Source organism: Streptomyces sp. NPDC093089, from assembly GCF_044754405.1.
In the GTDB taxonomy this organism is placed as follows: Bacteria; Actinomycetota; Actinomycetes; order Streptomycetales; family Streptomycetaceae; genus Streptomyces.
The window spans coordinates 25,611-48,486 of the sequence record NZ_JBIVPA010000014.1; the positions used below are offsets into that span (position 1 = coordinate 25,611).

Annotated in this window: 20 protein-coding genes and 1 pseudogene; 13 read left to right on the forward strand and 8 right to left on the reverse strand. The window is 74.2% G+C overall.

The window, feature by feature from the left end:
• Nucleotides 1–48 precede the first annotated feature (48 nt).
• From ACIQFX_RS29350 to ACIQFX_RS29360, 3 genes are read right to left on the reverse strand one after another with little or no spacing between them, the layout of a single operon-like run.
• Nucleotides 49–705, reverse strand: a complete 657-nt coding sequence (locus ACIQFX_RS29350; RefSeq protein WP_402469424.1) for a class I SAM-dependent methyltransferase — start codon at nucleotides 703–705, stop codon at nucleotides 49–51.
• A complete protein-coding gene (locus tag ACIQFX_RS29355; RefSeq protein ID WP_402469426.1) occupies nucleotides 702–1,322 on the reverse strand; it encodes a DUF2064 domain-containing protein in 621 nt (206 codons plus the stop codon). Before ACIQFX_RS29355 ends, ACIQFX_RS29350 begins: the two co-directional genes overlap by 4 nt.
• A complete protein-coding gene (locus ACIQFX_RS29360) occupies nucleotides 1,319–2,038 on the reverse strand; it encodes a glycosyltransferase family 2 protein (RefSeq protein ID WP_402469429.1) in 720 nt (239 codons plus the stop codon). The genes ACIQFX_RS29355 and ACIQFX_RS29360 overlap by 4 nt, the downstream gene beginning before the upstream one ends.
• A gap of 124 nt (nucleotides 2,039–2,162) precedes the next feature.
• Here ACIQFX_RS29360 and ACIQFX_RS29365 point away from each other — a divergent pair, with 124 nt between their 5' ends.
• Together ACIQFX_RS29365 and ACIQFX_RS29370 are read left to right on the forward strand one after the other, a co-directional pair.
• Nucleotides 2,163–2,963 carry a response regulator transcription factor gene (locus tag ACIQFX_RS29365; protein WP_402469431.1) on the forward strand — a complete coding sequence of 267 codons (801 nt, stop codon included), beginning with the start codon at nucleotides 2,163–2,165 and terminating at the stop codon, nucleotides 2,961–2,963.
• Entirely contained in the window at nucleotides 2,956–4,068 is a 1,113-nt protein-coding gene (locus ACIQFX_RS29370) for a sensor histidine kinase (RefSeq protein WP_402469433.1), read from the forward strand. Before ACIQFX_RS29365 ends, ACIQFX_RS29370 begins: the two co-directional genes overlap by 8 nt.
• A 31-nt stretch (nucleotides 4,069–4,099) precedes the next feature.
• Here ACIQFX_RS29370 and ACIQFX_RS29375 read toward each other — a convergent pair whose 3' ends face one another.
• Nucleotides 4,100–5,128 (reverse strand): NAD-dependent epimerase/dehydratase family protein, encoded by a 1,029-nt coding sequence (locus ACIQFX_RS29375; RefSeq protein WP_402469435.1) that lies wholly within the window; start codon nucleotides 5,126–5,128, stop codon nucleotides 4,100–4,102.
• A gap of 98 nt (nucleotides 5,129–5,226) precedes the next feature.
• Here ACIQFX_RS29375 and ACIQFX_RS29380 point away from each other — a divergent pair.
• The 4 genes and pseudogenes from ACIQFX_RS29380 to ACIQFX_RS29395 form a co-directional block, all read left to right on the forward strand.
• A pseudogene (locus ACIQFX_RS29380) lies at nucleotides 5,227–5,975 on the forward strand (citrate/2-methylcitrate synthase); the annotation flags it as partial.
• A 671-nt stretch (nucleotides 5,976–6,646) separates the two neighbouring features.
• Complete coding sequence (gene panD / locus ACIQFX_RS29385; RefSeq protein ID WP_402469437.1) at nucleotides 6,647–7,102, forward strand: aspartate 1-decarboxylase; 456 nt, start codon at nucleotides 6,647–6,649, stop codon at nucleotides 7,100–7,102.
• Nucleotides 7,103–7,120: 18 nt separating this feature from the next.
• On the forward strand, nucleotides 7,121–7,468 hold the full coding sequence (locus ACIQFX_RS29390; RefSeq protein WP_402469439.1) for a GNAT family N-acetyltransferase: 348 nt from the start codon (nucleotides 7,121–7,123) through the stop codon (nucleotides 7,466–7,468).
• Between the two features lie 607 nt (nucleotides 7,469–8,075).
• Nucleotides 8,076–9,560, forward strand: a complete 1,485-nt coding sequence (locus tag ACIQFX_RS29395; RefSeq protein WP_402469441.1) for a transglycosylase family protein — start codon at nucleotides 8,076–8,078, stop codon at nucleotides 9,558–9,560.
• On the opposite strand, the gene ACIQFX_RS29400 is transcribed toward ACIQFX_RS29395, so the two are convergent.
• Entirely contained in the window at nucleotides 9,441–10,502 is a 1,062-nt protein-coding gene (locus tag ACIQFX_RS29400; RefSeq protein ID WP_402469444.1) for a DMT family transporter, read from the reverse strand. The two genes, ACIQFX_RS29395 and ACIQFX_RS29400, sit on opposite strands and share 120 nt — an antisense overlap.
• 287 nt (nucleotides 10,503–10,789) lie before the next feature.
• Here ACIQFX_RS29400 and ACIQFX_RS29405 point away from each other — a divergent pair, with 287 nt between their 5' ends.
• The 3 genes from ACIQFX_RS29405 to ACIQFX_RS29415 all read left to right on the forward strand — a co-directional run bounded on the left by ACIQFX_RS29405 (nucleotide 10,790) and on the right by ACIQFX_RS29415 (nucleotide 13,505).
• Nucleotides 10,790–11,503 carry an IucA/IucC family C-terminal-domain containing protein gene (locus tag ACIQFX_RS29405; protein ID WP_402469447.1) on the forward strand — a complete coding sequence of 238 codons (714 nt, stop codon included), beginning with the start codon at nucleotides 10,790–10,792 and terminating at the stop codon, nucleotides 11,501–11,503.
• A gap of 61 nt (nucleotides 11,504–11,564) precedes the next feature.
• Nucleotides 11,565–13,049: an SDR family NAD(P)-dependent oxidoreductase gene (locus tag ACIQFX_RS29410; RefSeq protein WP_402469450.1), complete on the forward strand. Its 1,485-nt coding sequence runs from the start codon at nucleotides 11,565–11,567 to the stop codon at nucleotides 13,047–13,049.
• A 285-nt stretch (nucleotides 13,050–13,334) separates the two neighbouring features.
• Entirely contained in the window at nucleotides 13,335–13,505 is a 171-nt protein-coding gene (locus tag ACIQFX_RS29415) for a hypothetical protein (protein ID WP_384891649.1), read from the forward strand.
• 94 nt (nucleotides 13,506–13,599) lie between these two features.
• On the opposite strand, the gene ACIQFX_RS29420 is transcribed toward ACIQFX_RS29415, so the two are convergent.
• Genes ACIQFX_RS29420 through ACIQFX_RS29430 form a run of 3 tightly spaced genes read right to left on the reverse strand, consistent with a single transcriptional unit; the run spans nucleotide 13,600 to nucleotide 16,515 of the window.
• On the reverse strand, nucleotides 13,600–15,024 hold the full coding sequence (locus tag ACIQFX_RS29420; RefSeq protein ID WP_402469453.1) for a lipase maturation factor family protein: 1,425 nt from the start codon (nucleotides 15,022–15,024) through the stop codon (nucleotides 13,600–13,602).
• Between the two features lie 22 nt (nucleotides 15,025–15,046).
• Nucleotides 15,047–15,598 carry a DUF1990 family protein gene (locus ACIQFX_RS29425; RefSeq protein WP_402469456.1) on the reverse strand — a complete coding sequence of 184 codons (552 nt, stop codon included), beginning with the start codon at nucleotides 15,596–15,598 and terminating at the stop codon, nucleotides 15,047–15,049.
• Nucleotides 15,595–16,515: a YndJ family protein gene (locus ACIQFX_RS29430; protein ID WP_402469961.1), complete on the reverse strand. Its 921-nt coding sequence runs from the start codon at nucleotides 16,513–16,515 to the stop codon at nucleotides 15,595–15,597. Before ACIQFX_RS29430 ends, ACIQFX_RS29425 begins: the two co-directional genes overlap by 4 nt.
• 327 nt (nucleotides 16,516–16,842) lie before the next feature.
• Between ACIQFX_RS29430 and ACIQFX_RS29435 the strand changes: the two genes are divergently transcribed.
• From ACIQFX_RS29435 to ACIQFX_RS29450, 4 genes are all read left to right on the forward strand, one after another.
• The gene (locus ACIQFX_RS29435) at nucleotides 16,843–18,249 is read left to right on the forward strand and encodes a DUF6777 domain-containing protein (RefSeq protein WP_402469458.1); all 1,407 of its coding nucleotides are present in this window, start codon (nucleotides 16,843–16,845) and stop codon (nucleotides 18,247–18,249) included.
• Between the two features lie 157 nt (nucleotides 18,250–18,406).
• Nucleotides 18,407–20,383 carry a SpoIIE family protein phosphatase gene (locus ACIQFX_RS29440; protein ID WP_402469964.1) on the forward strand — a complete coding sequence of 659 codons (1,977 nt, stop codon included), beginning with the start codon at nucleotides 18,407–18,409 and terminating at the stop codon, nucleotides 20,381–20,383.
• A gap of 117 nt (nucleotides 20,384–20,500) precedes the next feature.
• Nucleotides 20,501–21,910, forward strand: a complete 1,410-nt coding sequence (locus tag ACIQFX_RS29445) for a wax ester/triacylglycerol synthase family O-acyltransferase (RefSeq protein WP_402469966.1) — start codon at nucleotides 20,501–20,503, stop codon at nucleotides 21,908–21,910.
• A 204-nt stretch (nucleotides 21,911–22,114) separates the two neighbouring features.
• The gene (locus tag ACIQFX_RS29450) at nucleotides 22,115–22,870 is read left to right on the forward strand and encodes a LytR/AlgR family response regulator transcription factor (protein ID WP_402469461.1); all 756 of its coding nucleotides are present in this window, start codon (nucleotides 22,115–22,117) and stop codon (nucleotides 22,868–22,870) included.
• Nucleotides 22,871–22,876 lie beyond the last annotated feature (6 nt).

Genomic DNA, 22,876 nt, shown 5'->3' on the forward strand with positions numbered 1-22,876 from the left:
AAGGGGGCCGACGCGTGTCCGGCGTCGGCCCCCACTCCACAGGCATCGTCAGCGGCGCAGGCCCACGAAGCTCCGGCCCGCGGCCCGCCAGGTGAGGGCGCGGGTCCAGCCGGCCTCCGGGGCCTCGGCGCACAGGGCCCGCGTGCCGAGCCGGGCCCACCGGAAGGGCGTCCCGCGGCCGCCGCGGCCGTTGTCGACGTGGACCTCGACGCGTTCGTCGACCTCGGCTGTGGCCACCTCGACCAGCAGGGAGCCGGTCGGTGAGGCCAGCCTGGCGGCGCGGCGGAGCAGGGCGACCGGATCGCCTCCGATGCCGATGTTGCCGTCGATGAGGAGCACGGTGTCCCAGCGGCCCTCACGAGGCAGGGGATCGAAGACCGATCTGCACAGGGCGCTGCCTCCCGCGCGGACCGTGCGGGCCACCGCCTCCGGGGTGACATCCACGCCCAGAGCCCGGTGTCCGCGTGCGGCGAGGGCGGTCACGAGCCGGCCGGGTCCGCAGCCGATGTCCAGGACGGGACCGTGGCAGCGGTCGAGCACGGTGGCGTCGGCCGCGTCGGGTTCGGCGCACCACCGCTCGACCTCCAGAGGCAGCAGCCAGCCGTCGTCGCGGCGAAGGTAGAGCGGTCCACGGCCCGAGCGGAGCGCCTCGGCATACGGGTCGGCCCGCCAGGCGAGGGCGGGTTCGGCCAGCTGCGCGGTCACCGCGTCACCGCGCACAGGCCGGCGTGGAGGGTCGCGAAGCGGGTGCCGGGTTCGGTGGCCGCGACCAGGGCCGCGTCGGCCGGGGTGTCGACGTCGCACAGCTCGGGCAGGTCCCGTACCGCCCGCCCGGACGCGGTCAGCCGTCGGCGCTGCTCCCGCCCGGTCCCAGCGACCGACATGGGGACACCGAGGAGCAGCGCCGGGTCGGGCTCGGACAGGCCGAGCGCCCAGAACCCGCCGTCGTCGGCCGGGCCGAACCAGGCGTCGGTCTTGCTGAAGTCGAGTCCCCGGGCGAGGAGATCCGGGGTGACCTGGGGGGTGTCCATGCCGATGAGCAGGGCGGGTCCGTCGACGTGGGAGAAGGCCGCGGCCAGCCGGACGTCGAGGCCGCCCGCGGTCTGCGGAACGACGTCGATGCCCGCGGGCACCCAGGGCCCCGGCCGTCCGTCGAGCACCAGGACGCGGCGCCCGGCCGGAGTGGCGAGCACGGCCGCAAGGGTGTCCTCGAGCGCGGCGAGTGCCAGCTCGGCCGCCTGCTGCGGCGTGAAGTGCGGCGTGAGACGCGTCTTGACCCGACCCGCCACGGGAGCCTTGGCGATGACGAGGAGGGTGCTCATACGGAGACCTTCCCGGCCGGTTCGGACGATGCGACGCCGGGCGGCTCCGACAGGACCCGTCGCATGTCGCGTACGGCGTTCCAGGTGCCCCGCCAAGTCCCGGTGACCTTCGACTTTCCGGTGCGGGGAAGGTACGGGACGTCCGTCTCGGCGACCCGCCAGCCCGCGTCCGCGGCGCGCACCACCATCTGGAGCGGGTAGCCGCTGCGCCGGTCGGTCAGCCCCAGGCCGAGCAGGGCCTCCCGGCGCGCCACCCGCATCGGTCCGAGGTCGTGGAGTCGCAGGCCGGTGCGGTGCCGCAGCATGCGCGCGAGGGCCAGGTTCCCGGCGCGGGCATGAGCGGGCCAGGCCCCGAACCCCTGCGGGCGGCGGCGGCCGAGCAGCAGGTCGGCCTCGCCCGATGCCACCCGTGCGGCCATCGGGGCGAGCAGCCCCGGATCCATGGAGGCGTCGCAGTCGCAGAAGCAGACCAGGTCGGCCCGCGCCGCGAGCAGCCCGGCGTGGCAGGCCGCACCGAAACCACGCCGGCTCTCGTGCACGACGGTCGCCCCGAGGCTGCGGGCGATCTCCGCGGAGCCGTCGGTCGACCCGTTGTCGACGACGATGGCCCGCCATCCGGCGGGCACGCGCTCCAGCACCCAGGGGAGTGCTTCGGCCTCGTCGAGGCACGGCAGTACGAGGTCCGCGCGGGGCGGTGCGCAAGCAGATGTAGTCACCCTCCACACCGTAGGAACCGAGGAGCGCGAAAAAGGCCTTCCAGTCCTTACGAAACGCGGACGCCATCCCGGAGGAGGGGAATCCACGCCACCCCCGGGCCCAGCCGGGTGACAACCTGGAGCCATGGCAGTGAGCGATGGCGCGAGCACGTACGAAGGGCACCGTCCCGACGGCACCGATGAGGTCGGTGCGCCGGGCGGGGTTCTCGTCGTGGACGATGATCCGACCGTCTCGGAGGTCGTGGCCGGCTATCTGGAGCGGGCCGGGTTCGCGGTCCGCCTGGCGGCCGACGGGCCGGCGGCGCTGCGCGCAGCCGAAGAGCGCCGGCCCGACCTCATGGTGCTCGACCTGATGCTGCCCGGCATGGACGGGCTGGAGGTCTGCCGCCGGCTGCGAGTACAGGAGAGCGGCTCCTCGCCGGTCCCGGTCATCATGCTGACCGCGCGCGGCGACGAAGACGACCGGATCCTCGGCCTGGAGGTGGGCGCGGACGACTACGTGACCAAGCCCTTCAGCCCGCGAGAGCTCGTCCTGCGCGTACGGTCCGTCCTGCGCCGGGCGACGACCGCCGCTCCGGCAGGTGAGCCCTGCCTCGCCGCAGCTGGTCTGTCCCTGGACCCGGCTGCGCGGCGGGTCACCAAGAACGGAGGGGAAGTCGCCCTCACCCTGAGGGAGTTCGATCTCCTCGCCTATTTCTTGCGACACCCGGGGCAGGTCTGCGGCAGGGAGCGGCTGATGCGCGAGGTCTGGGGCTGGGACTTCGGCGACCTGTCCACCGTGACCGTCCACGTCCGCCGGCTCCGCGGAAAGATCGAGGACGACCCGGCGAGCCCGCGCCTGATCCAGACCGTCTGGGGCGTCGGCTACCGCTTCGAGGCGAGCCCGGCCGCGTGGCCTGCCGAGACGGCGGCCGGCCGTGCGTGACCTGCTGCTGATCGCCCTGTACGCCCTCCTCGGCGCAGGCACCGCCGGGCTTCTGGGAGCCGTGGCGCTGCGTGTCCTCAGGCACCGGAGCCTCGCGGTGTCCCTCGCCGTCGTCGCGGCCGTCGCCGTGTCCGCGATGCTCGCCGGGACGCTCGCGGTCGCGTGGGCGATGTTCCTGTCCTCCCACGACCTGGCCGTGGTGACCACGGTCGTCGCGATGGCGGCCGCCGTGTCGCTGGCCACCGCGCTGCTCCTCGGCCGCCAGGTCGTACGACGATGCCGGGAACTCGTCCGTGCGGCCCGCGGTTTCGGGGAGCGGGGCTCGTTCACGCCCCCGGTCGGGGCCGCCCCCGCCGAGTTCGCGGCCCTGAGTCGCGAACTCGCCCTCACCAGCAAGCGGCTGGCCGCCTCCCGTGAACGCGAGCGCGCCCTGGAGACCTCGCGGCGCGAGCTCGTGGCCTGGATCTCCCACGACCTGCGCACCCCGCTGGCCGGGCTGCGCGCCATGTCGGAGGCGCTGGAGGACGGCGTGGCGGCCGATCCCGCCCGCTACCACCGCCAGATGCGCACGGAGGTCGACCGCCTCAACTCCATGGTCGGCGACCTCTTCGAGCTCTCCCGCATCCACGCCGGCGCGCTGTCCCTCAGTCCCACCCGGATGTCCCTCTACGACCTGGTCGCAGACGTCCTGGCCGGCGCCGACGCCCTTGCCCGGGAACACGGCGTCCGCCTGGCGGGCGAGAACGTCGCACCGCTGCCAGTGGAGGTGGACGGCAAGGAGATGACCCGGGTGCTCTCCAACCTGCTCGTGAACGCCATCCGTCACACCCCCGCCGACGGCACCGTCGCGATCGCCGCCGAACGCCGCGCGGACGCCGTGGTGCTCTCGGTCACCGACGCCTGTGGAGGCATCCCCGAGGAGGACCTCCCGCGCGTCTTCGACACCGGCTGGCGCGGTGCCCCGGCACGTACCCCTCCTTCGGGGGCGGGCCTCGGCCTGGCGATCGTCCGGGGCATCGTCGAGGCCCACGAGGGCCGGGCCGACGTCCGCAACGTCTCCGGCGGCTGCTGCTTCGAACTGACCCTGCCGGCACCGGCGGGGTAGCCGTTCCCGCCGGTGCCGGCCCACTGCTGCCCTACGGGTGCCGGGCGAGTCCGGCCTCCCGCAGGGCCTGGCCTTCCGCGCCGCCCGTGAGCTCGGCCATCCCCTCGGCGAACGGCACCGTCGGGCACCAGCCCAGCTCGCGGCGCAGCCGCGCGGAGTCGGCGGTGATGTGCCGCACGTCGCCCAGCCGGTACTCACCGGTGACGACCGGGGCCGGGCCGCCGCACGCGGAGGCCAGCGCCCGGGCCATGTCGCCGACGGTCCTCGGACCGCCGCTGCCGACGTTGTACGCGGTGAAGCCCGGCCCGTCCGCCAGGGCCTCCAGCGCCACCGCGTTGGCCGAGGCCACGTCCCGGACGTGGACGAAGTCCCGCCGCTGTCCGCCGTCCTCGAAGACGCGCGGCGACTCGCCGCGCGCGAGCGCGGAACGGAACAGGGCGGCCACACCCGCGTACGGGGTGTCGCGGGGCATTCCCGGCCCGTAGACGTTGTGGTAGCGCAGCGACATCACGCGGCCGTCGATCGCCCGGGCCCACGAGGACGCGAGGTGCTCCTGAGCGAGCTTGGTGGTGGCGTAGACGTTCCGCGGGTCCATCGGCGCGTCCTCGGCGACCAGGCCGGGTGTCAGGTCGGCACCGCAGTCCGGGCAGCGCGGCTCGAAGCGGCCGGCCCTCAGGTCGGCCTCGGCCCGCGGACCGGGCCGGATCACGCCGTGCGCGGCACACTCGTACCGCCCCTCGCCGTAGACGACCATCGACCCGGCGAGCAGCAGCCCCCGCACGCCCGCCTCCGCCATCTGAGCCAGCAGCACCGCCGTGCCGAGGTCGTTGACCGACACGTATCCGGGTGCGTCCTCGAATCCCTTGCCGAGACCGACCTTGGCCGCCTGGTGACAGACCGCGTCGACCCCTGCCAGGGCTCTCCGCACGGCGGCCGGATCCCGTACGTCCCGTCCGTCCTCCGCCATGTCGAAGACCACCGGGTCGTGCCCGCGTCCGATCAGCTCGGCGACGATGTGCGAGCCGATGAAGCCCGCTCCTCCAGTCACAAGTACGCGCATGCCCCGAAGCTACGTCGCCTCGGTCTCGGAGAGGCGTCCGACAGGTCGGGCGTCACGGATCCGTAAGAAGGATGTGGAGGGCTACAAGCGAGAAGCCATCCCTGCTGGCGAAACATCCCGTAGTCGTGGCGGCGGACCACCCTCGCTGGCGGGGGCTCGATCCCGTCCAGCCCGACCCCGCGCTCGGCTACGCCGAGAACATCTTCCAGATGTGCTTCGGCACCGTCCCGGCCCCCGAAGCCGTCCGCTGCTTCGAGGTCTTCCTGATCCTGTACACCGAACACAGCTTCAACGCCTCGACGTTCACCGCCCGCGTCGTCACGTCCACTCTCTCCGACCTCTACAGCGCCGTCACCGCGGCGATCGCAGCACTCAAGGACCCCTCCACGGCGGCGCCAACGAGGCGGTGATACGCATGCTCAACGAGATCGGCGACCCGGACCGGGCGGAGGAGTGGCTGGACGAGGCGCTCGTCTTCAAGCGCAAGATCGTGGGCTTCGGACACCGTGTCTACAAGCACGGGGACTCCCGCGTACCGATCACGCAGGAGGCCACCGACCGCCTCGTCGCCCGCGCCGCCGACCCGGACGTCACACGCCTGACCACCCTCCACGCCGCTCTCCGGCACTCCATGATCAGCCGCAAGGGCATCCACCCGAACCTCGACAACCCGGCAGGTCTCGCCTATCACCTCATGGGCTTCGACATCCCGACGTTCACCCCTCTCTTCGTCATGAGCCGCGTCACCGGCTGGACCGCCCACATCACCGAGCAGCTCGAACACAACGCCCTGATCCACCCCCTCGGCGCCTACAACGATCCCGACCAGCGCCCGCTGCCCGGCAGCCGACCCCGCCGTGTCAAGAGCGCGCGCGTAGGACCCGTACCGCTTGTCACGCTCATTGATCTCGCGCCCCATGTGGGTGAGGTGTGGTGCCGACCTGCGGTTCTCGTTGACCTTCTTGCATAGACCTGATTCTTGTGACACACGACGTGGAGTGCGTCGCGATCCTTGAGCGGGGTCTCCTGTACTCCGGCGCATCGGCCGTGGACATCACGACTGATGCGGCACCTCCGCTCGCGCGGGGACACCCGTCACCCGAATCGGGCAGGGGGCTCTGGTACCAGGTGGCGCAGCGAGGGACGGTTCGCGGTGGCCGATGGATCACGCCCCATGCTTCCTGCGGCACGAGCAGCGTTCCAGCAGCCCTTCGGGTCCTGGAAGGTTTGCGGGCGTACCGCAGCCGAAGCGGCAGAGCGGGGCCGGGGTGTGGAGTGGTTCACGGCATGGTTGACGGCACATCAGGCAAGTCGGCATTAGGTCAGCATGAGTAACCGGGCGTGCCGGAGAATTGCCTGAACTGGCGTCGGTGACGGCGCGAAAGCCCAGGCGGGAAGCTGCCCCGCCCGACCGGAGCGATGTTCCTCACAAACATCGTCCGGCGCGTGCCGGTGTACAGTCGAGGCCGCCCTTGACCTGCACGAAGCAGGCAGGGAGCCGTCTCAGAGGAGTCCAAAGTGCTGCGTACTCTGTTCAAGTCCAAGATCCACCGGGCGACCGTGACCCAGGCGGACCTGCACTACGTGGGGTCGGTCACCGTCGACGGGGATCTGATGGAGGCGGCCGACCTGCTGCCGGGTGAGTTGGTGCACATCGTCGACATCGACAACGGGGCGCGCCTGGAGACGTACGTCATCGAGGGCGAGCGCGGGTCCGGTGTCATCGGGATCAACGGGGCGGCCGCGCATCTGGTGCACCCGGGGGACCTGGTGATCCTGATCAGCTACGCGCAGGTGGACGACGCGGAGGCGCGGACGTTCGTGCCGACCGTCGTGCACGTCGACGCGGACAACCGCATCGTGGAGCTGGGGGCCGACGCGTCCGCGCCGGTTCCCGGGAGCGACACGGTGCGCGCCCCGCACGCCGTGCCCGGCGCGGGGGCGGTGCCGGCCGCCGTACCCGTGCAGGTCTGAGCCGAGGGAGAGCGCCGCATGGCAGCAGGGCTGAGGATGCGTGACGATCGGGCGAACGGGCGTCTCGAGGCGTTCGAGGGCGAGACCTTCGTGGGCGTCATCGTCTACTTCGTGCTCGACGCCGAGCCCCACGCCCTGGTCGCCGTCCACACCGTCGTCGAGGACGGGCACGAGGGGCAGGGGATCGCCGGGGCGCTGGTGCGCGAGTTCTACGGGATCGCCGCCGCGGAGGGCGTGCCCGTCGTGCCCCTGTGCCCGTACGCCGCCAAGTGGGCCGAGCGGCATCCCGACGAGGCACCCGTGCCCGCGTCGGAGGTGGCCCGCGCGGCGAAGCTCCAGCTCAAGGCCACTCCGGGGCTGTGGTGAGCCGGACGGGCCTCAAGGCCGCTCCGGGTCGGTGGTGAGCCGGGCGGTCCTCAAGGCCGCTCCGGGTCGGTGGTGAGCCGGGCGGTCCTTCGGGCCTGACCTGCCGGGTACGCGGTACCCGAACGGACGGCCCGAGGCGCGGCTCCCGAACGGACGGCCCGAGGCGCGGCTCCCGAACGGGCGGCCCCGAAGCGCTGGACCCGAACCGGCCTCGCCCGGCGCGCGGCACCCGTGCGGCGGGGTCCGGAGGGCGCCGCTGCGTGTGGCGGGCCACTCTGGAAGGGGGACCCGTAGAGGGAGAGGTCCGTGATGACGCAACCGCCGTACCCCGATCCGCTGCCGCCTTCGCCGGTCCCGCCGCCGGGGCCTCCGCCGGTGCCGCCGCCGAACCCGGTGCCGGTGCCGCCGGAGCCCGTGCCGGCGCCCCCGCCGCAGCCCGGTGGGCCCGTACCGGAGCCGGAGCCTCAGCCGCAGCCGGGGCCGGCCGGGCAGGGGGTGGCGTCAACAGAGGGCTGACGCCGGGGGCTTGAGGTGGGGCGAGGGCCTTGTCACGGAGTGTGCGCCACCCCTAACTTGGACGGCTGTTGCTGTGTTCAAGGGGGGGCCCATGGCCGTACGCGGACGTCATCGCCGCCACCAGCCGAGCCGGATCAACCGCGCTTCGTTCACCGTGACCGCGGGAAGCGCCGGGATGGCGCTGCCGCTCATCGGGGCGGGCGCGGTGCAGGCGGCGTCGCTCGACGTGTGGGAGAAGGTCGCGTCCTGCGAGTCCTCCTCCAACTGGCGCATCAACACGGGGAACGGCTACTTCGGCGGCCTCCAGTTCAGCCAGTCCACTTGGGAGCGGTACGGCGGCACGCACTACGCGCCGCGGGCCGACCTCGCCTCCAAGGACCAGCAGATCGCCGTCGCCGAACGCGTGCTCAAGGGCCAGGGGCCCGGTGCCTGGCCGTCCTGCGGTCCGGACGCGGGTCTGACGCGCGGCGGGCAGGCGCCCGGCATCACGCCCGAGCGGGGGGCGGAGGTGAAGTCGTCCCGCGGCGGGAACGCGCCCCGGACCGCCTCGCTGCCCGGGCAGCGCGCGTTACCCGAGCGGCCCGCGAGGAACGTCGGCCCCACCGCCGTGCCGACCGTCCGCGAGATGTACACCGTGACCCCCGGTGACTCGCTGTCGGCCATCGCCCGCGACGAACACGTCCAGGGCGGCTGGAAGGGCCTCTACGAGGCGAACAGGTCGGTCGTCGGCGACGACCCCGACCTCATCCACCCGGGCCAGCGCCTCACCCTCCGCATCGCCGCGCCCCGGAAGGCGGACGGGGCGAAGACGGCCCCGACGGCGAAGGCCGCCGCTCCGGCGAGGACCGCGGCCCCGGCGAAGACACCCGGCAAGGCCACCCGGCCCACCACGACCACGCAACCCGCCACGGCCACGCCACCGGCCGGGACCGCCCAGCCGGCCGGGGCGGCACGCCCCGGGACCAGGCCGGCCAAGCCTCCCGTCACGCGGCCCGCGGCACCCCGCCCCGCGCCGTCCGCCTCGACGAAGCCCGCCCCGAAGCCGGTGCACAAGCCGGTGCCGAAACCCGCGGTCAAGCCGGTCTCGAAGCCGGCGGCGGCCAAACCGGCGGCGAAGAAGCCCGCCCCGAAGCAGACCCCCAGGCCCCGGCCGGCCGCCGAGCCCGAGACGGACCGCTACTCGGCCCCCGTGTCCGCGGGCATCGGCACCCGGTACGGCAAGCCCGGCAGCTCCTGGTCCAGCGGCTACCACACCGGCGTGGACTTCCCCGTGCCCACCGGGACCTCGGTGAAGGCCGTGGCGGGCGGGCGGATCGTGTCCGCCGGGTGGGCGGGTTCGTACGGCTACCAGATCGTCCTGAGGCACGACGACGGCCGCTACAGCCAGTACGCGCACCTGTCCGCGCTCAGTGTCCGCGAAGGCCAACGGGTGAGCGCCGGTCAGCGCATCGCACGCTCAGGATCGACCGGCAACAGCACGGGACCGCATCTCCACTTCGAGGTGCGGACGGGTCCCGGGTACGGGTCCGACATCGACCCGCTGGCCTACCTCAGGGCCCGGGGCGTCACCCTCTGACGACTCCCGGGCGACCCGCTCCCGGCCGGGCACCTGACCCCGGACGCCCGTGCCCCGGACCGGGGTCCCGGACGACGGACGGGGCGCCGGGGACGGCCCTGGCGGCGCGTCCGGGGCCGCTGTCATCCGGTCCAGCATGAGCAGGACGAGCCCGCCCGCGGCCACCGCGCCGCAGCTCAGGGCGGCGACGGTGCCGGCCGTGCCGTAGCGGAAGCTCTCGCCGAACAGGGTGAGGCCCACGGCCGCGGCGACCACCGGATTGACCACGGTGACGGTGGCCAGCGGGGCGGCGAGTCCGGCGCCCCGGTACGAGGCCTGGGAGAGGAGCAGCCCGGTCACGGCGAGGGCCGAGAGGACGAGGAGGGCCGTCCACTCGGCGAGCGGCGAACCGGACGTCCACTCCTCGGCGACCGCCTTGGTGAAGACCGAGGCGATGCCGAAGGAGACGCCGGCCGCGGTGGCCAGGGCGATGCTGCGCAGCACCGACCGGCCCACCAGGCGGGCCACCGTGAAGAGGACCGCGACCGCGCCGAACGTCGCGGCCGCGAGCAGCCAGCGCTCGTCGTCGGCCAGGGACTGCGCCTCGGCGCCGCTGGTCAGGCTCAGCAGTCCGGCGAGGCCCGCGGTGGCCATGACGGCCCCGCGCCAGGCCCGCCGTCCGGCCGGGCGGCCGACGAAGAGGGCCGCCAGGGGCAGCGCGAACACGATCGTGAGCGCGCCGAGCGGCTGGACCAGGCTGAGCGGCCCGTAGGCGAGGGCGGCGACGTGCAGTGCCGCGCCGATGCCGTTGAGCAGGACGGAGCCCCACCAGGCGGGACTCCGCAGCGGTGCGTAGCCCCGGCCCGTGGCGGAGGCCGCGACCCGCTCCTGCACGATCGCCGCGGACGCGTAGGCGACCGCCGAGACCAGGGCCAGGAGGACGGACAGCATGAGAGGACTCATACCTTCCACGATCTCTCTTCCCGGCCGATCGCGTCGTCGTACCAGGGGACGTCTTCGCACGTACCGCCGGCGCAGTACGCGCGTCCCGCGTACGACTCGGGATGTACGCCTTCGCAGGTCGGACCGGGTGGAAAGCCGCTTTTCCGGTCTTCTTGCCGATCATGTGTGCGACATGAAAACACATGCTCGAAAGTTCCCCGGCTACGGTGGGCGGCGAGCCCCGGGCAGGGGCTCCGTCCGCGGCAGGGCCCGGGCGGAACGCACGGCGACGGACCGGGGGCAGACGCGTGGATCTCGCGGAGAGCGGAGCGGTGGGCGGCTTCTTCGCCCTGCGGACCAGCCCGCCGGAGAGCGACGGGGCGCACCGCCCGCTCGCGCGCCTGTACGCGGGGGAGGACGGGCCCCTCACCGCGCGCGTGGACCGGGTCGCCGCCCGGCTCGGCGGCCCGGAGCGGCGCGTCGCGGCGTCGATCGCCCACCTCGGACTCGCCGCCCGCCTCTGGTCGACCGCCCTCGGGCCGGCCGCGCTGTCCGGGCGCTTCCCCGACCTGGCCCCCGGCGAGCTGCACTGGGACGGGGCCCTCGCTTCGCCCGACGACCTGTGGTGGTCCGGCTCCGCGACCCGTCCCGCCACCGTGGACGACCTCGCCGCCGTGGTCGTGGAGGCCCACCTGGTCCCGCTGCACGCGGCGCTGCGGCGCGACGGCGGCATCTCGCCCCGGCTGCTGTGGGGCAACGCGGGCTCGGCGCTCGCCGGCGCGCTGCGGGAGCTGACCCGGTGGGCGGCCGCCCACCGGCGGCCGGAGGCGGCGGAGCGGGCCGCGGCGCTCGTCTCGGGCCTCCTCGCCCATCCCGACCTCGCCGGCACGGTCCGCGGGCCGCGACTGCGCAGGGCCAGCTGCTGCCTGTACTACCGCTGCACCGGGGGCGGCCTGTGCGGCGACTGTGTCTTCGACCACGCTCCCCGTACGGGTTTGGAGGGGCGGCCCCCCGCTCCGTAAAGTTGCTTATTCGAAAGCCCCGTGAACGACGACGTACGAGCGAACGAGGAACCCGAAGGCCATGACGGTGACCGAAGAAACCCAGGACTACGGGCCGGGCGTCGACCCCGAGCGCCTGGCCGTCTGCCTGAGCGTCCTCGACGAGCTCGACACGCTGGACGTCGACCACCCGGACGCGATCCGCGTCCGGCGCGCCACCGCCGGCATCTACCGGACCGTGAAGCAGCGCCGCCGCCAGGAGCGCCGGGCGTCCAAGACCGCCAACGACAAGGCGGTCACCGAGGCCACCGCCACCGGCTCCGCGCAGCGCATCGACGACGAGACCGAGGGCATCCTGCCCTCCTCGATCACCGAGGAAGGCCGGATCGCCGGCATACTCCAGCGCCCCCGCTCCTGCTACGTCTGCAAGACGCGGTTCGTCGAGGTCGACTACTTCTACCACCAGCTGTGCCAGAAGTGCGCCGCCGAGAACCGGGCCAAGCGGGACGCCCGCGCGGACCTCACCGGCAAGCGCGCGCTGCTCACCGGCGGCCGGGCGAAGATCGGCATGTACATCGCGCTGAGGCTGCTGCGCGACGGCGCCCACACCACCGTCACCACCCGCTTCCCCAAGGACGCCATCCGCCGCTTCAAGGCGATGGAGGACTCCGCGGACTGGATGCACCGGCTGGAGGTCGTCGGCATCGACCTGCGCGACCCGGCGCAGGTCGTGGCCCTCGCCGACCAGATGACCGAGGCCGGACCGCTCGACATCCTCATCAACAACGCGACGCAGACCGTGCGCCGGCTGCCGTCCGCGTACGCCGCCCTGGTCGACGGCGAGAACGCCCCGCTGCCCACCGGTGAGCTGCCCGCCCACCACGTCATCGGCGCCTTCAACTCCGGCGCGGTCGGCGAGCTCGTGAGCGGCTCGTCGCTGCCCGTCGGCGTGAGCGGCCTGGAGGCCCAGCAGGTCGCCGACCTCGCGCTGGTCGCGGGCAACGCCTCCCTCGCCCGGCACCTCGACGGCACCGCCATCGACGCGGGCGGCCTGGTGCCGGACGTCGTCGAGTCCAACACGTGGGTGCAGAGCATCGAGCAGATCTCCCCGGTGGAGCTGCTCGAGACCCAGCTGTGCAACTACACGGCGCCGTTCATCCTGATCAGCAAGCTGCGTCCGGTGATGGCCGAGGCGGCCAGGAAGGCCGCGAGCGGTCGCTCCTACGTCGTGAACGTCTCCGCGATGGAGGGCGTCTTCAGCCGCGGCTACAAGGGCGCCGGCCACCCGAACACCAATGCCGCCAAGGCCGCGATGAACATGGTGACGCGGACCAGCGGCGAGGAGATGTTCAAGACGGACGGCATCCTCATGACCTCCGTCGACACCGGCTGGATCACCGACGAGCGTCCGCACTTCGACAAGCTGCGCCTGGCCGAGGCCGGCTTCCACGCCCCGCTCGACCTGGTCGACGGCGCGGCCCGGGTGTACGACCCGGTCGTGCGCGGCGAGGCCGGCGAGGACCTGTACGGCTGCTTCCTGAAGGACTACGCCCCCGCCAACTGGTAATCCGGCCGCAGGGCCCGCAGACGTCTGGAATGAGCGTTCTACCGACTGGTAGGGCGCTCATTCGACGTGTGTCACCCGAACGCGTCACACTTTGGAGCCCGGTAGAGCGCGGATCCGCTCATTTGGTTAATCTGATGTCCACGGTCGGCCACCGAGGAGACACACCTTCCTCACAGCCGGCCCTGGGACTGGCCTGCCACCAAGGCCGCGGTCCCGCCCGACGAACGGCGCCACCGCGACCGACCGGCACTTGTCCCACAGGTACGCGACACAGAGGAGTGCGCGGTGACACCCGAACTGACGAAGCAGGATCCGCGACCGGCCGAACCCATCGACCGGCCCCGCCGCAAGGGCGAGCTGGGAAGCCTCGAAGTGTGGGCCCGCTCGGCCCCCATCCGGCTCGCGGGCTACGAGGACGACCTCGCCGAGCCCCACATCCTGCCCGGCATCGACTGAGCCGGTGCCCTGACACGACCCTGATCCACCCCTGTGCCCCCGATCGCCGGAACGCGCGTTCCGACGGCCGGGGGCACAGGCGCGCGCCGGGGGCTCACCGCCCGCCCGCCCACTCCCGCAGCCGGGTCGGCGGCAGGTACTCCCGCACCAGGGTCCGGTGCCACCAGGCCCCGGTCGTGCGCAGCTCGCGCCAGGTCGTGTACCGGTAGCGGTAGAGCCGGGCGCGGACGTGCGTCGGCGGCGCGTCCGGGAAGGGGTTGTGCGCGAGCAGCCGCAGGGTGTCCCGGTCGCCGTCGAGCAGACGCTCGACGAAGGGGCCGAACCACTCGCGCGCGTACCCCGGGGAGAGCGCCGCGAACCACATCAGCCAGTCGAGCCGCAGGTGGTACGGGGCGAACTGGCGGGGGAGCCGGCGAAGGTCGCCCGGCTTGCCCTTGAAGCCGTACTCCCGCCAGACCGTGCCGGGGTGCGGAGCCGGGTCGTCGGTGCCCTCGACGACGATCTCGTCCCTGATCCGGCCGACGGTGCCGAACGCGCCGTAGGTGTTGACCAGGTGGTACGGGTCGTACGAGCGGTTCATCGCCTGGTGCCGGGAGAGCAGGTTCCGCACCGGGCGGTAGCTGCGTACCAGGACGAAGGCGGTCAGCAGGGCGACGAGCACCACGTACCAGAGCGGCGGATCGGGCTGGGGGTGGGAGCCCGTGAGCGGTGACGCGTCCACGACGGACAGGGCCAGCACGATGGTGATCCAGTTGAGCCAGGCGAAGTTGCCGGAGAGCACCAGCCACAGCTGGGTCGCCACCATCAGCCCGGCCGCGACGGTGGCGATCGGCTGCGGGGTGAACAGCAGGAACGGCACGAGCAGCTGGACGACGTGGTTGGCGCCGGCCTCCACCCGGTGCAGCGGGCGCGGGAGGTGGTGGAAGAACCAGCTCAGCGGGCCGGGCATCGGCTGGGTCTCGTGATGGTGGTAGAGGCAGGTCAGGTTCCGCCAGCAGGGGTCGCCGCGGATCTTGATGAGGCCGGCGCCGAACTCGACCCGGAAGAGCAGCCAGCGCAGCAGGAGGAGCACCAGGACGGGCGGGCCCGTGTCGTCGTTGCCGAGGAAGACGGCGAGGAAGCCGGTCTCCAGGAGCAGTGACTCCCAGCCGAACGCGTACCAGGTCTGCCCCACGTTCACGATCGACAGGTACAGCACCCAGAGCACGAACCACAGGAGCATCGACACGGCCAGCGGGACCGCGTCGCCGGCGCCCGCCACCAGCGCGAGCGCCAGGGCGGCGCCGGACCAGGCGACCGTCGCGAACAGCCGGTCGGAGTAGCGCCAGTGGAAGAGGGAGGGCGTGTGCCGCGGGTGCGTCCGGCGCACGTACTCCGGCACCGGGAGCATGCCGCGCTCGCCGATCAGCGCCCGGAACTGGAGGGCGGCCGAAAGGAACGCCACGCAGTACAGCCCGGCGAGGCCCCGCTGGAAGACGATCCGGCTCAGCCACTGGTCGGGTGCGGTGAACCACTCCATCGCTTCCAGTATCGGCCCCGGATCACGTCCTGACGAGGCGCCGGAGGGTCCGGCCGAGCCGTCGCGCGTACGCCAGCTGGAGCCGCGGGACCAGGGGCCCGGCCAGCCGGGTGTACCAGACGGCGGGCCGGCTGAACGCGGTGACCGTGAACCGGACTGCGCCGCCGGGCTCCAGCGAGACGACGAAGGACTCCTCGCCGCACTCCGGATGCCCGGTCAGGGTCCCGTACGCGAAGCCCACGCGGTTCTGCTCGTACGTCGTCCAGACCACCGAGCAGGGCGCCGCGAGCCGGAACCGGCCGACACCCAGCGACACCTCCAGGGAGGCGCCGGGCTCGGCACGCGCCGCCGCGCTGCGGACGGCGGCCCCCGAGGCGCGGTGCATCCGCCAGGTGGTCACGGCCGTGCCGGCGGTCTCGAACGCGGCGCGCCCGCTGCCGACGACCACGCTGTGCCGCAGCTGGTGGTACCCGCCGGGCAGGGCATCCGGAGTACGGGTGGCCTCGACCTCGCGGTAGGTGAGGGTCGGACGCGGGTGGGCGGGCCGGGAGAGGCCGCTCGTGAGGCGGGTCATGCCGGGATCTCCGTTCGCCGGTGGTGGTGGGAGGTCGGGTGGGGGCGGCGCGGTGCGGGCCGCGTCGCCCGGGCGTCGGGGTGGCGCGGTGCGGTGCGCGCCGCCCGGAGGCGGCGGCGGGCGAGCAGGGCGCAGACGGCGAAGCCGAGGGCGTTGCCGAGGCCGTGCGTGGCGGCCATCCAGGTCAGGGACGGGTGCGGCAGGCCGGTCGCCTCGCCGAGGGCCCAGCTCAGCGCGAGCGCCATGGTCGCGACGAGGACCAGCGCCGACACGGCGAGCAGCGCACGGGTGAGCGGGTCCGCCGCGAGCTCCCGGCGCTCGCGCAGGGTCAGGACGGCGACCGCCGCCATCCCGGCCGTCAGGACGACCGCCCCGGCGAGTTCGGCCCAGTCGTCGACGAAGTAGCCGACGAGCACGAGCAGGGTTCCGGCGGGGACGCTGAGCGCCGCGAAGCGGGCCGTGGGGCCGTCGGAGGCGCGGCAGGCGAGGCCCGCGACCAGAGCCGCGGCGAAGCCCGCGAAGTGGAAGTGCGGGACGGTCAGCGCGAGCAGCTCCAGGTCGAAGCCGAACAGCGGGTACGCGGCCCGCTCGGCGACCAGCGCCAGCCCTGCGACGGACGGCGCGACGAGGGCCGTGAGGACGGCGGTCTCCCGCGCTCCCAGGGAGCGGGTCAGGAACAGGCGGGCCGGGGCCTGGAGCGCGAGCGCCAGGGTGGCGAGCGCGTAGACGGCGGCGAGCGCGGTGGAGATCCCGGAGCGGGGCAACCAGAGGGCGAGCGCGCCCGGCGCCGCCAGGAGCGGCCAGGCCCTGCGGAGCGCGTCCCACCCCGGCGGCCTGGGGCCGTCGAGGAGTCCCAGCCCCGTCGGGACGACCCAGAACATCCCGAGCATCACGACCGGTGCCACGAGGACCGACAGCGCGGTCATGCGTCACCACCCCCCACTTGAACGCGTTCAACTGGCGAGTTGAGAGTAGGACTTTTCTTGAACGTGTTCAAGTGGAGGTGGGGTGGTGGGCCGGTCGCGCGGGGACGGAGGGGAAGTCGTGGCGGAAGGGAAGGAACGCGAAGGGGTGGGAAGGGGGGGCGGGAAGCGGCGGTGCGGGACGGGCGGTGCGGGCCGACCGGGTGTCGGCGGACCCGGTCGGCCGCCCCCCGCTTGCGGGGCCCCGCGCGCTGGGCCACACATGGAGGACTGGCCGGAACCGGGCCGCCAGGCCTCGGGGAGAGAAAGCGGGAGAACCAGGTGCGCACCCCCTTGCACCGGACGCGGCGCACCGCCGCCGACCGGACGGCCCTGCCCTCCGCCGACCGTGCGAACCCGACCGCCACCAACTGCGTGAACCCGACCGCCGCCGACCGGACGGCCCCGGCCGCCACCGACCACGCGAACCGGGTCACCGCCGCCAGTGGCGCGGCCTCGACCGCCCCCGCCCCCGGTGCGGCCCCGGTCGTCCGTGCCCGTCGCGCGGCCCCGCCCGCCGCCGCGCGCTCCGCGGCCGCGGCGCTCGCCTCGGCGCTGCTGCTCGCGGGCTGCTCGTCCGCCGCGGAGGACGCGGGGGAGGCCGGCGAGCAGGCGCGGGCCGCCCTCTCGCAGGACATCGTGCTCCAGCCGGTCGGGGCCGGCGGGCCCGACCCGTTCACCGCCTCCACCGCGCGGATCACCCGGCTCGCGACCGCACCGGACCGCGGACCGGGTGACGGGTCCGGGCGGCTCCGCGAGGTCGCCGGCTCCACGCCCGGCTTGTACGGCGGCACGCGCGCGGAGGCCAGCTGCGACGTCGAGCAGCAGGCGGCGTTCCTCGCCGCGGACCAGGGCAAGACCCGTGCGTTCGCCGAGGCCGCCGGCATCCCCGAGGCGAACGTCGGGGACTGGCTGCGCGGGCTGACCCCGGTCGTCCTGCGGGCCGACGCCCGGGTCACGAACCACGGGTACCGCGAGGGCCGGGCGACCGCGTTCCAGTCGGTTCTGCAGACCGGCACGGCGGTCCTCGTCGACCAGTACGGCTCCCCGCGCGTCCGCTGTGCCTGCGGCAACCCGCTGCGCAGCCCGGTCGCGGTCAAGGAGGGCGTCCACCAGGGCGACCCCTGGGACGGCTTCGACCCCGACCGCGTCATCGTCGTGCGGCCGACCTCGACCGTCGTCACCAGCCTCGTCATCGTGAACGCCGCCGACAGCAGCTGGATCGAGCGGCTGACCGGCAGCGACGGGGCCGAGGACCGCAAGCCCGACGTCGAACCGGCCTGCGACCCGGACGCCTGCGCCCTGGCCGACCCGGCCACCCCCGACCCGAGCTCCCCGGACGGCCGCACCTCGCCCGACCCGGCCTCCCCGGCCCCCGTCCCGCCCCGCCCCGTCCCGTCCACCCCGGCCCCCGACCCCTCGGGGACCGGCGGCACGGGCACCGGCAGCGAGCCGCCGGTCCCGCCCTCGGAGCCGTACCCCGATCCGTACACCGACCCCGGCACGGAGTCCTCCCCCGACCCGTACGCCGATCCCCGCACGGACCCCTACCCCGACCCGCAGGACGCGCCGCACGCCGACCCGCCCCTCGAACCGCCCACCGCGCCGGTGCCGGACGGGGAGATGCCGCAGGAGGACGTCTTCCCGGCGGGGGCGGTGCCGGACCGGCCCGAGACCTTCGAGGGGTGAAACCGATCTTCCTGGTGCGCACGGGCGGAGCTGCGCCTAGCGTGGCCCCATGAACGCGGGCAGAGGGGGCGGGGAGGCGGTCGAGCGGCTTCGCCGTGCGCCGGAGGAGTCGGTCGGCGGTGCCGGGATCCTGTACGAGTTCGGCTCCGCCTTCCGGATGGGCGGGTTCGACTGGGACCTGGTCAGCGGCATGATGATCATGGATGACGCGGCGCTCGACGTCTTCGACATGGACCGGGCGGAGTACGACGACCGTCCCGAGTCGCTCGGCTCGCGGGTGCTGCCGGACGAGGGCCGCCGCCTCGACACGATGGTGGCGCAGGCCCTCAAGGAGGGCGCCGACCAGTACGGGGCGTACTTCAGGATCCGTCGCCGGGACGGCAGCCACCAGTGGACCCACACCCAGGGCCTCGTCCACCGCGACGACTCGGGGCGGCCGGTGCGGATCGTCGGCGTCCTGCGCGACGCCACCCACGAGCTCACCGAGTCCGCCGCCCGGCTCGGCCTCGACGAGGGGCGCAGGCAGCGGGCCGGCGTCGTCGAGGGGACCACGGCGGCCCTCGCCTACGCCCGGACCGTGCAGGACGTCATCGACCTGCTCAACGACTCGCACGCCCTGGAGCACTTCGGTGCCGCGAGCCTCGTCATGGGCCTCCTGGAGGCGGGCCGCATCCACCTCGTCGCCGAGGGACCCGCCGGCGCCTTCGTGCCGGGCACCCGGTTCACCCGGGTGGACGAGCCGTACCCGATGAGCGAGGTGATCCGCACCCTGCGGCCCCGGTTCATCGAATCGCCCCGGGACTTCGCCGACTCCTTCCCGGTGCTCTGGCCGCACATCAGCGGGCTCGGCATCACCGCCGCCGCCTATCTGCCGCTCATCGCCCAGGCGAGGCCCATCGGCGCGCTCGGGCTGCTCTACAGCGACAAGACCGGTTTCAGCGAGGACGAGCGGACCCTGCTCGTCGCCCTCGGCAGCAGCATCGCCCAGAGCCTCCAGCGGGCCATGCTGTACGAGCAGGAGCACGACCTCGCCGAGGGGCTCCAGCAGGCGATGCTGCCGCGCCGGATCCCCGAGGTGTCCGGCGCCCAGACCGCCGTCCGCTACCGCTCGGCCCGGCTCGGCCGGGACATCGGCGGCGACTGGTACGACATCATCCCGCTGCCCGGCGGCCGGGTCGGCGCCGTCATCGGCGACGTGCAGGGCCACGACACCCACGCGGCGGCCGTCATGGGCCAGCTGCGGATCGTGCTGCGCGCCTACGCCGCCGAAGGGCACCCGCCGGCCACGGTGATGGCCCGGGCCTCCGTCTTCCTGCACGAGCTGGACACCGAGCGCTTCGCCACCTGCACGTACGCCGAGGTCGACCTCGCCACCGGGGTCGTCCAGGTGGTCAGGGCCGGTCACGTCGACCCGCTGGTGCGGGAGGTCGACGGCGGCTGCCGCAGGATCCCGGTCGAGGGCGGGCTGCCGCTCGGGCTCTCGGCGGAGTTCGGCCGCCTCGACTACCCCGTGACGACCCTGGAGCTGGACCCGGGGCAGACCCTGATGCTCTACACCGACGGTCTGGTGGAGAAGCCGGGCGCCGACCTCGACGAGGGCTTCCAGTGGCTCGGCTCCCTGGTCAAGCGCGGCCCCGCCGACCTCCAGCAGCTCGCCGACCACCTGTGCGACGTGGTCGCCGACCGCGGCGGCGAGGACGACGTGGCGATCCTGCTGCTGCGCCGGGACGGCGGGTACGCGGTGCCGGCCGGACGGTTCCGGCAGCACGTGGCCCAGAGCGACCCGGAGGCGCTGAGCTCGGCCCGGCACATGGTCAGGGCGGCGGTGCGGGCCTGGGGCGCGGAGGAGCGCGCGGACGAGATCGAGCTGGTCGCCGACGAGCTGATGACCAACGCGCTGATGCACACCGACGGCGGGGCGATCGTGACGCTGCGGATCCTGGCCGGTCCGGTGCGGCGGCTGCGGGTGGAGGTGGAGGACCGGTCCAGCGCCCTGCCCCGGCGACGGGAGGCGGGGGAGGCGGGGGTGTCCGGCCGCGGACTGCTCCTCGTCGACCGGATCTCCGACGTGTGGGGCGTGGAACCGCGGGGCGGCGGCAAGTGCGTGTGGTGCGAGTTCACCTTGGAGCGTTGAGTTTGTTAACTGAGCGTGAAGCAATCGTACTTGACCGTAACTGTCGGTACGCGATTGACTTCTTCCTCCCGCCCCTCCGCGCAGGACGTGAGGACACCCGTGAGCAGCAGTGAGCTACTGGCCCCCGAGCGACCGGCCGACCGGCCTACCGCCCCCGAACCGACCGCCCCCGAACTCCTGGCCCCGCTCGACCTGGCCTTCTGGCACCTGGAATCCACCGACCACCCCCTGCACCTCGGCGCCCTCGCCCACTTCGGCCCCCCGCCCGTCCCCGCCGGCCAGGAGCCGCCCGACGTCCTGGACCTGCTCGCCCGCCGCGCCGCCGCCGTCCCCCGGCTCCGGATGCGCGTCCGCGACGTCCTCATCCCCGTCGGCGGCGCCGCCTGGAGCGCCGACCCCGGCTTCGACGTCCACCGCCACGTCCGCGAGATCGCCCTGCCCGGCGCCGACTTCCCCGCCGAGACCGCCCGGCTCGCCGCGGAACTCATGGAACGCCCCGTCGAGCGCGGCCTGCCGCCGTGGGAGATGTACCTCCTCACCGGCGCCCCCGACGGCTCGTTCGCCGTCCTCGTCAAGCTCCACCACGCCCTCGCCGACGGCATGCGGGCCGTCGCCATCGGCGCCGGCATCTTCGACGAGATCGCCGCCGCCCGCCGCCCCGCCGGCCGCCCCCGGCGGCCCGTGCCCCCGCGCTCCTGGCTCCCCGGCCCCGGACGCCTCCTCGGCATCGCCCGGGACCGCCTCGGCGACCTCGGCCGGGCCGTCGAGGTCGGCGCCTCGGTCGTCGGCTCCTCCGTCGCCCGCGCCGCCCGCCCCGCCGAGGCGTTCGCCGCCGACTCCAGCGGCACCCGCAGGATCGCCACCGCCACCCTCGACCTCGACCGCGTCCAGCGGATCCGCCGCACCACCGGCGGCACCTCCAACGACGTCCTCCTCGCCGTCACCGCCGGAGCCCTGCGCCGCTGGTTCGACGGGCGCGGCCTGCCGCTCCCCGGCGTCGACCCCCGGGCCCTCGTCCCCGTCTCCCGCCGCCGCCCCGGCGCCCCGCCCGGCCCCGGCAACAGCCTCTCCGGCTACCTCCTCGACCTGCCCGTCACCGAAGCCGACCCGGCCGCCCGACTCGCCGCCGTCCGGCGGGCGATGGACCGCAACAAGGCCGCGGGCCCCTTCAGGGGAGCGGGCGCCGTCGCCCTCCTCGCCGACCAACTGCACCCGCTCGCCCACCGCTTCGGCGCCCCGCTCGCCGCCGGCGCCGCCCGGCTCCTCTTCGACGTGCTGATCACCCAGGTACCCCTGCCCCGTGCCGCGCTCTCCCTCGGCGGCGCCCCGCTGCGCGCGCTCTTCCCGATGGCCCCGCTCGCCCGCGGCCAGTCCCTCGCCGTCGCCATGTCCCCGTACGGCGGCCGGGTCCACGTCGGTCTCGTCGCCGACGGCGAGGCCGTCCCCGACCTCGACGGGCTCGCCGCCGCGCTCGGCGCCGAACTCGACCTGCTCGACCCTCCGGAGGGCGGCCCGGCCGACGCCTGACGCGTGCCCCTGTCACCCGTGCGGCAGGGGTGGAACCATGCCCGAACTCCCCGAGGCGGAAGCGCTGCGCGAGTTCCTCGACCTCGGCACCTCGGCACTTCGGGGCCGGCGGGCGAACTCCACCTGCTCGTCCACCTCGCCCGCGCGGGCCGGCTCCGCCGGCAGGACCCGCTCCCCTCGGTACCGGCCGTTACACTCCGCCGCATGCTGCGCGTACTGGCCGTCGACGACGAGGAACCCGCCCTCGGGGAGCTGCTCTACCTGCTGCGCGCCGACCCGCGGGTGCGGACCGCCGAGGGCGCGGGCGACGCGACCGCGGCCCTGCGCCGCATCGGACGGGCCCTGGAGACGGGCCCCGACGGGGACGAGGGCATCGACGTCGTCTTCCTCGACATCCACATGCCGGGCCTCACCGGCCTCGACGTCGCCCGGCTGCTCGCCGGCTTCGCCCGCCCGCCGCTCGTCGTCTTCGTCACCGCCCACGAGGGCTTCGCGCTCCAGGCCTTCGACCTGAAGGCCGTCGACTACGTCCTGAAGCCGGTCCGCCGCGAGCGCCTCGCCGAGGCCGTCCGCCGCGTCCACGACCTGGTGCACGCCACCGCGGCCCCCGCCCCCGCCACGGCGGCCCCCGAGCAGATCCCCGTCGAACTCGGCGGCGTCACCCGCTTCCTCGCCGTCGACGACATCGCCTACGTCGAGGCCCACGGCGACTACGCCCGCCTGCACACGGACCACGGCAGCCACCTCGTCCGCATCCCGCTCTCCACCCTGGAGGAGCGGTGGGCGGCCCGGGGCTTCGTCCGCATCCACCGCAGCCACCTCGTGGCCCTCGCCCGGATCGACGAACTCCGGCTCGACGGCGGCGCCACCTCCGTCCGGGTCGGCGCGACCGACCTCGCCGTCAGCCGCCGGCACGCCCGCCACCTGCGGGACCTCCTGATGCGCCGGGCCGGCGGCTGACCGGCC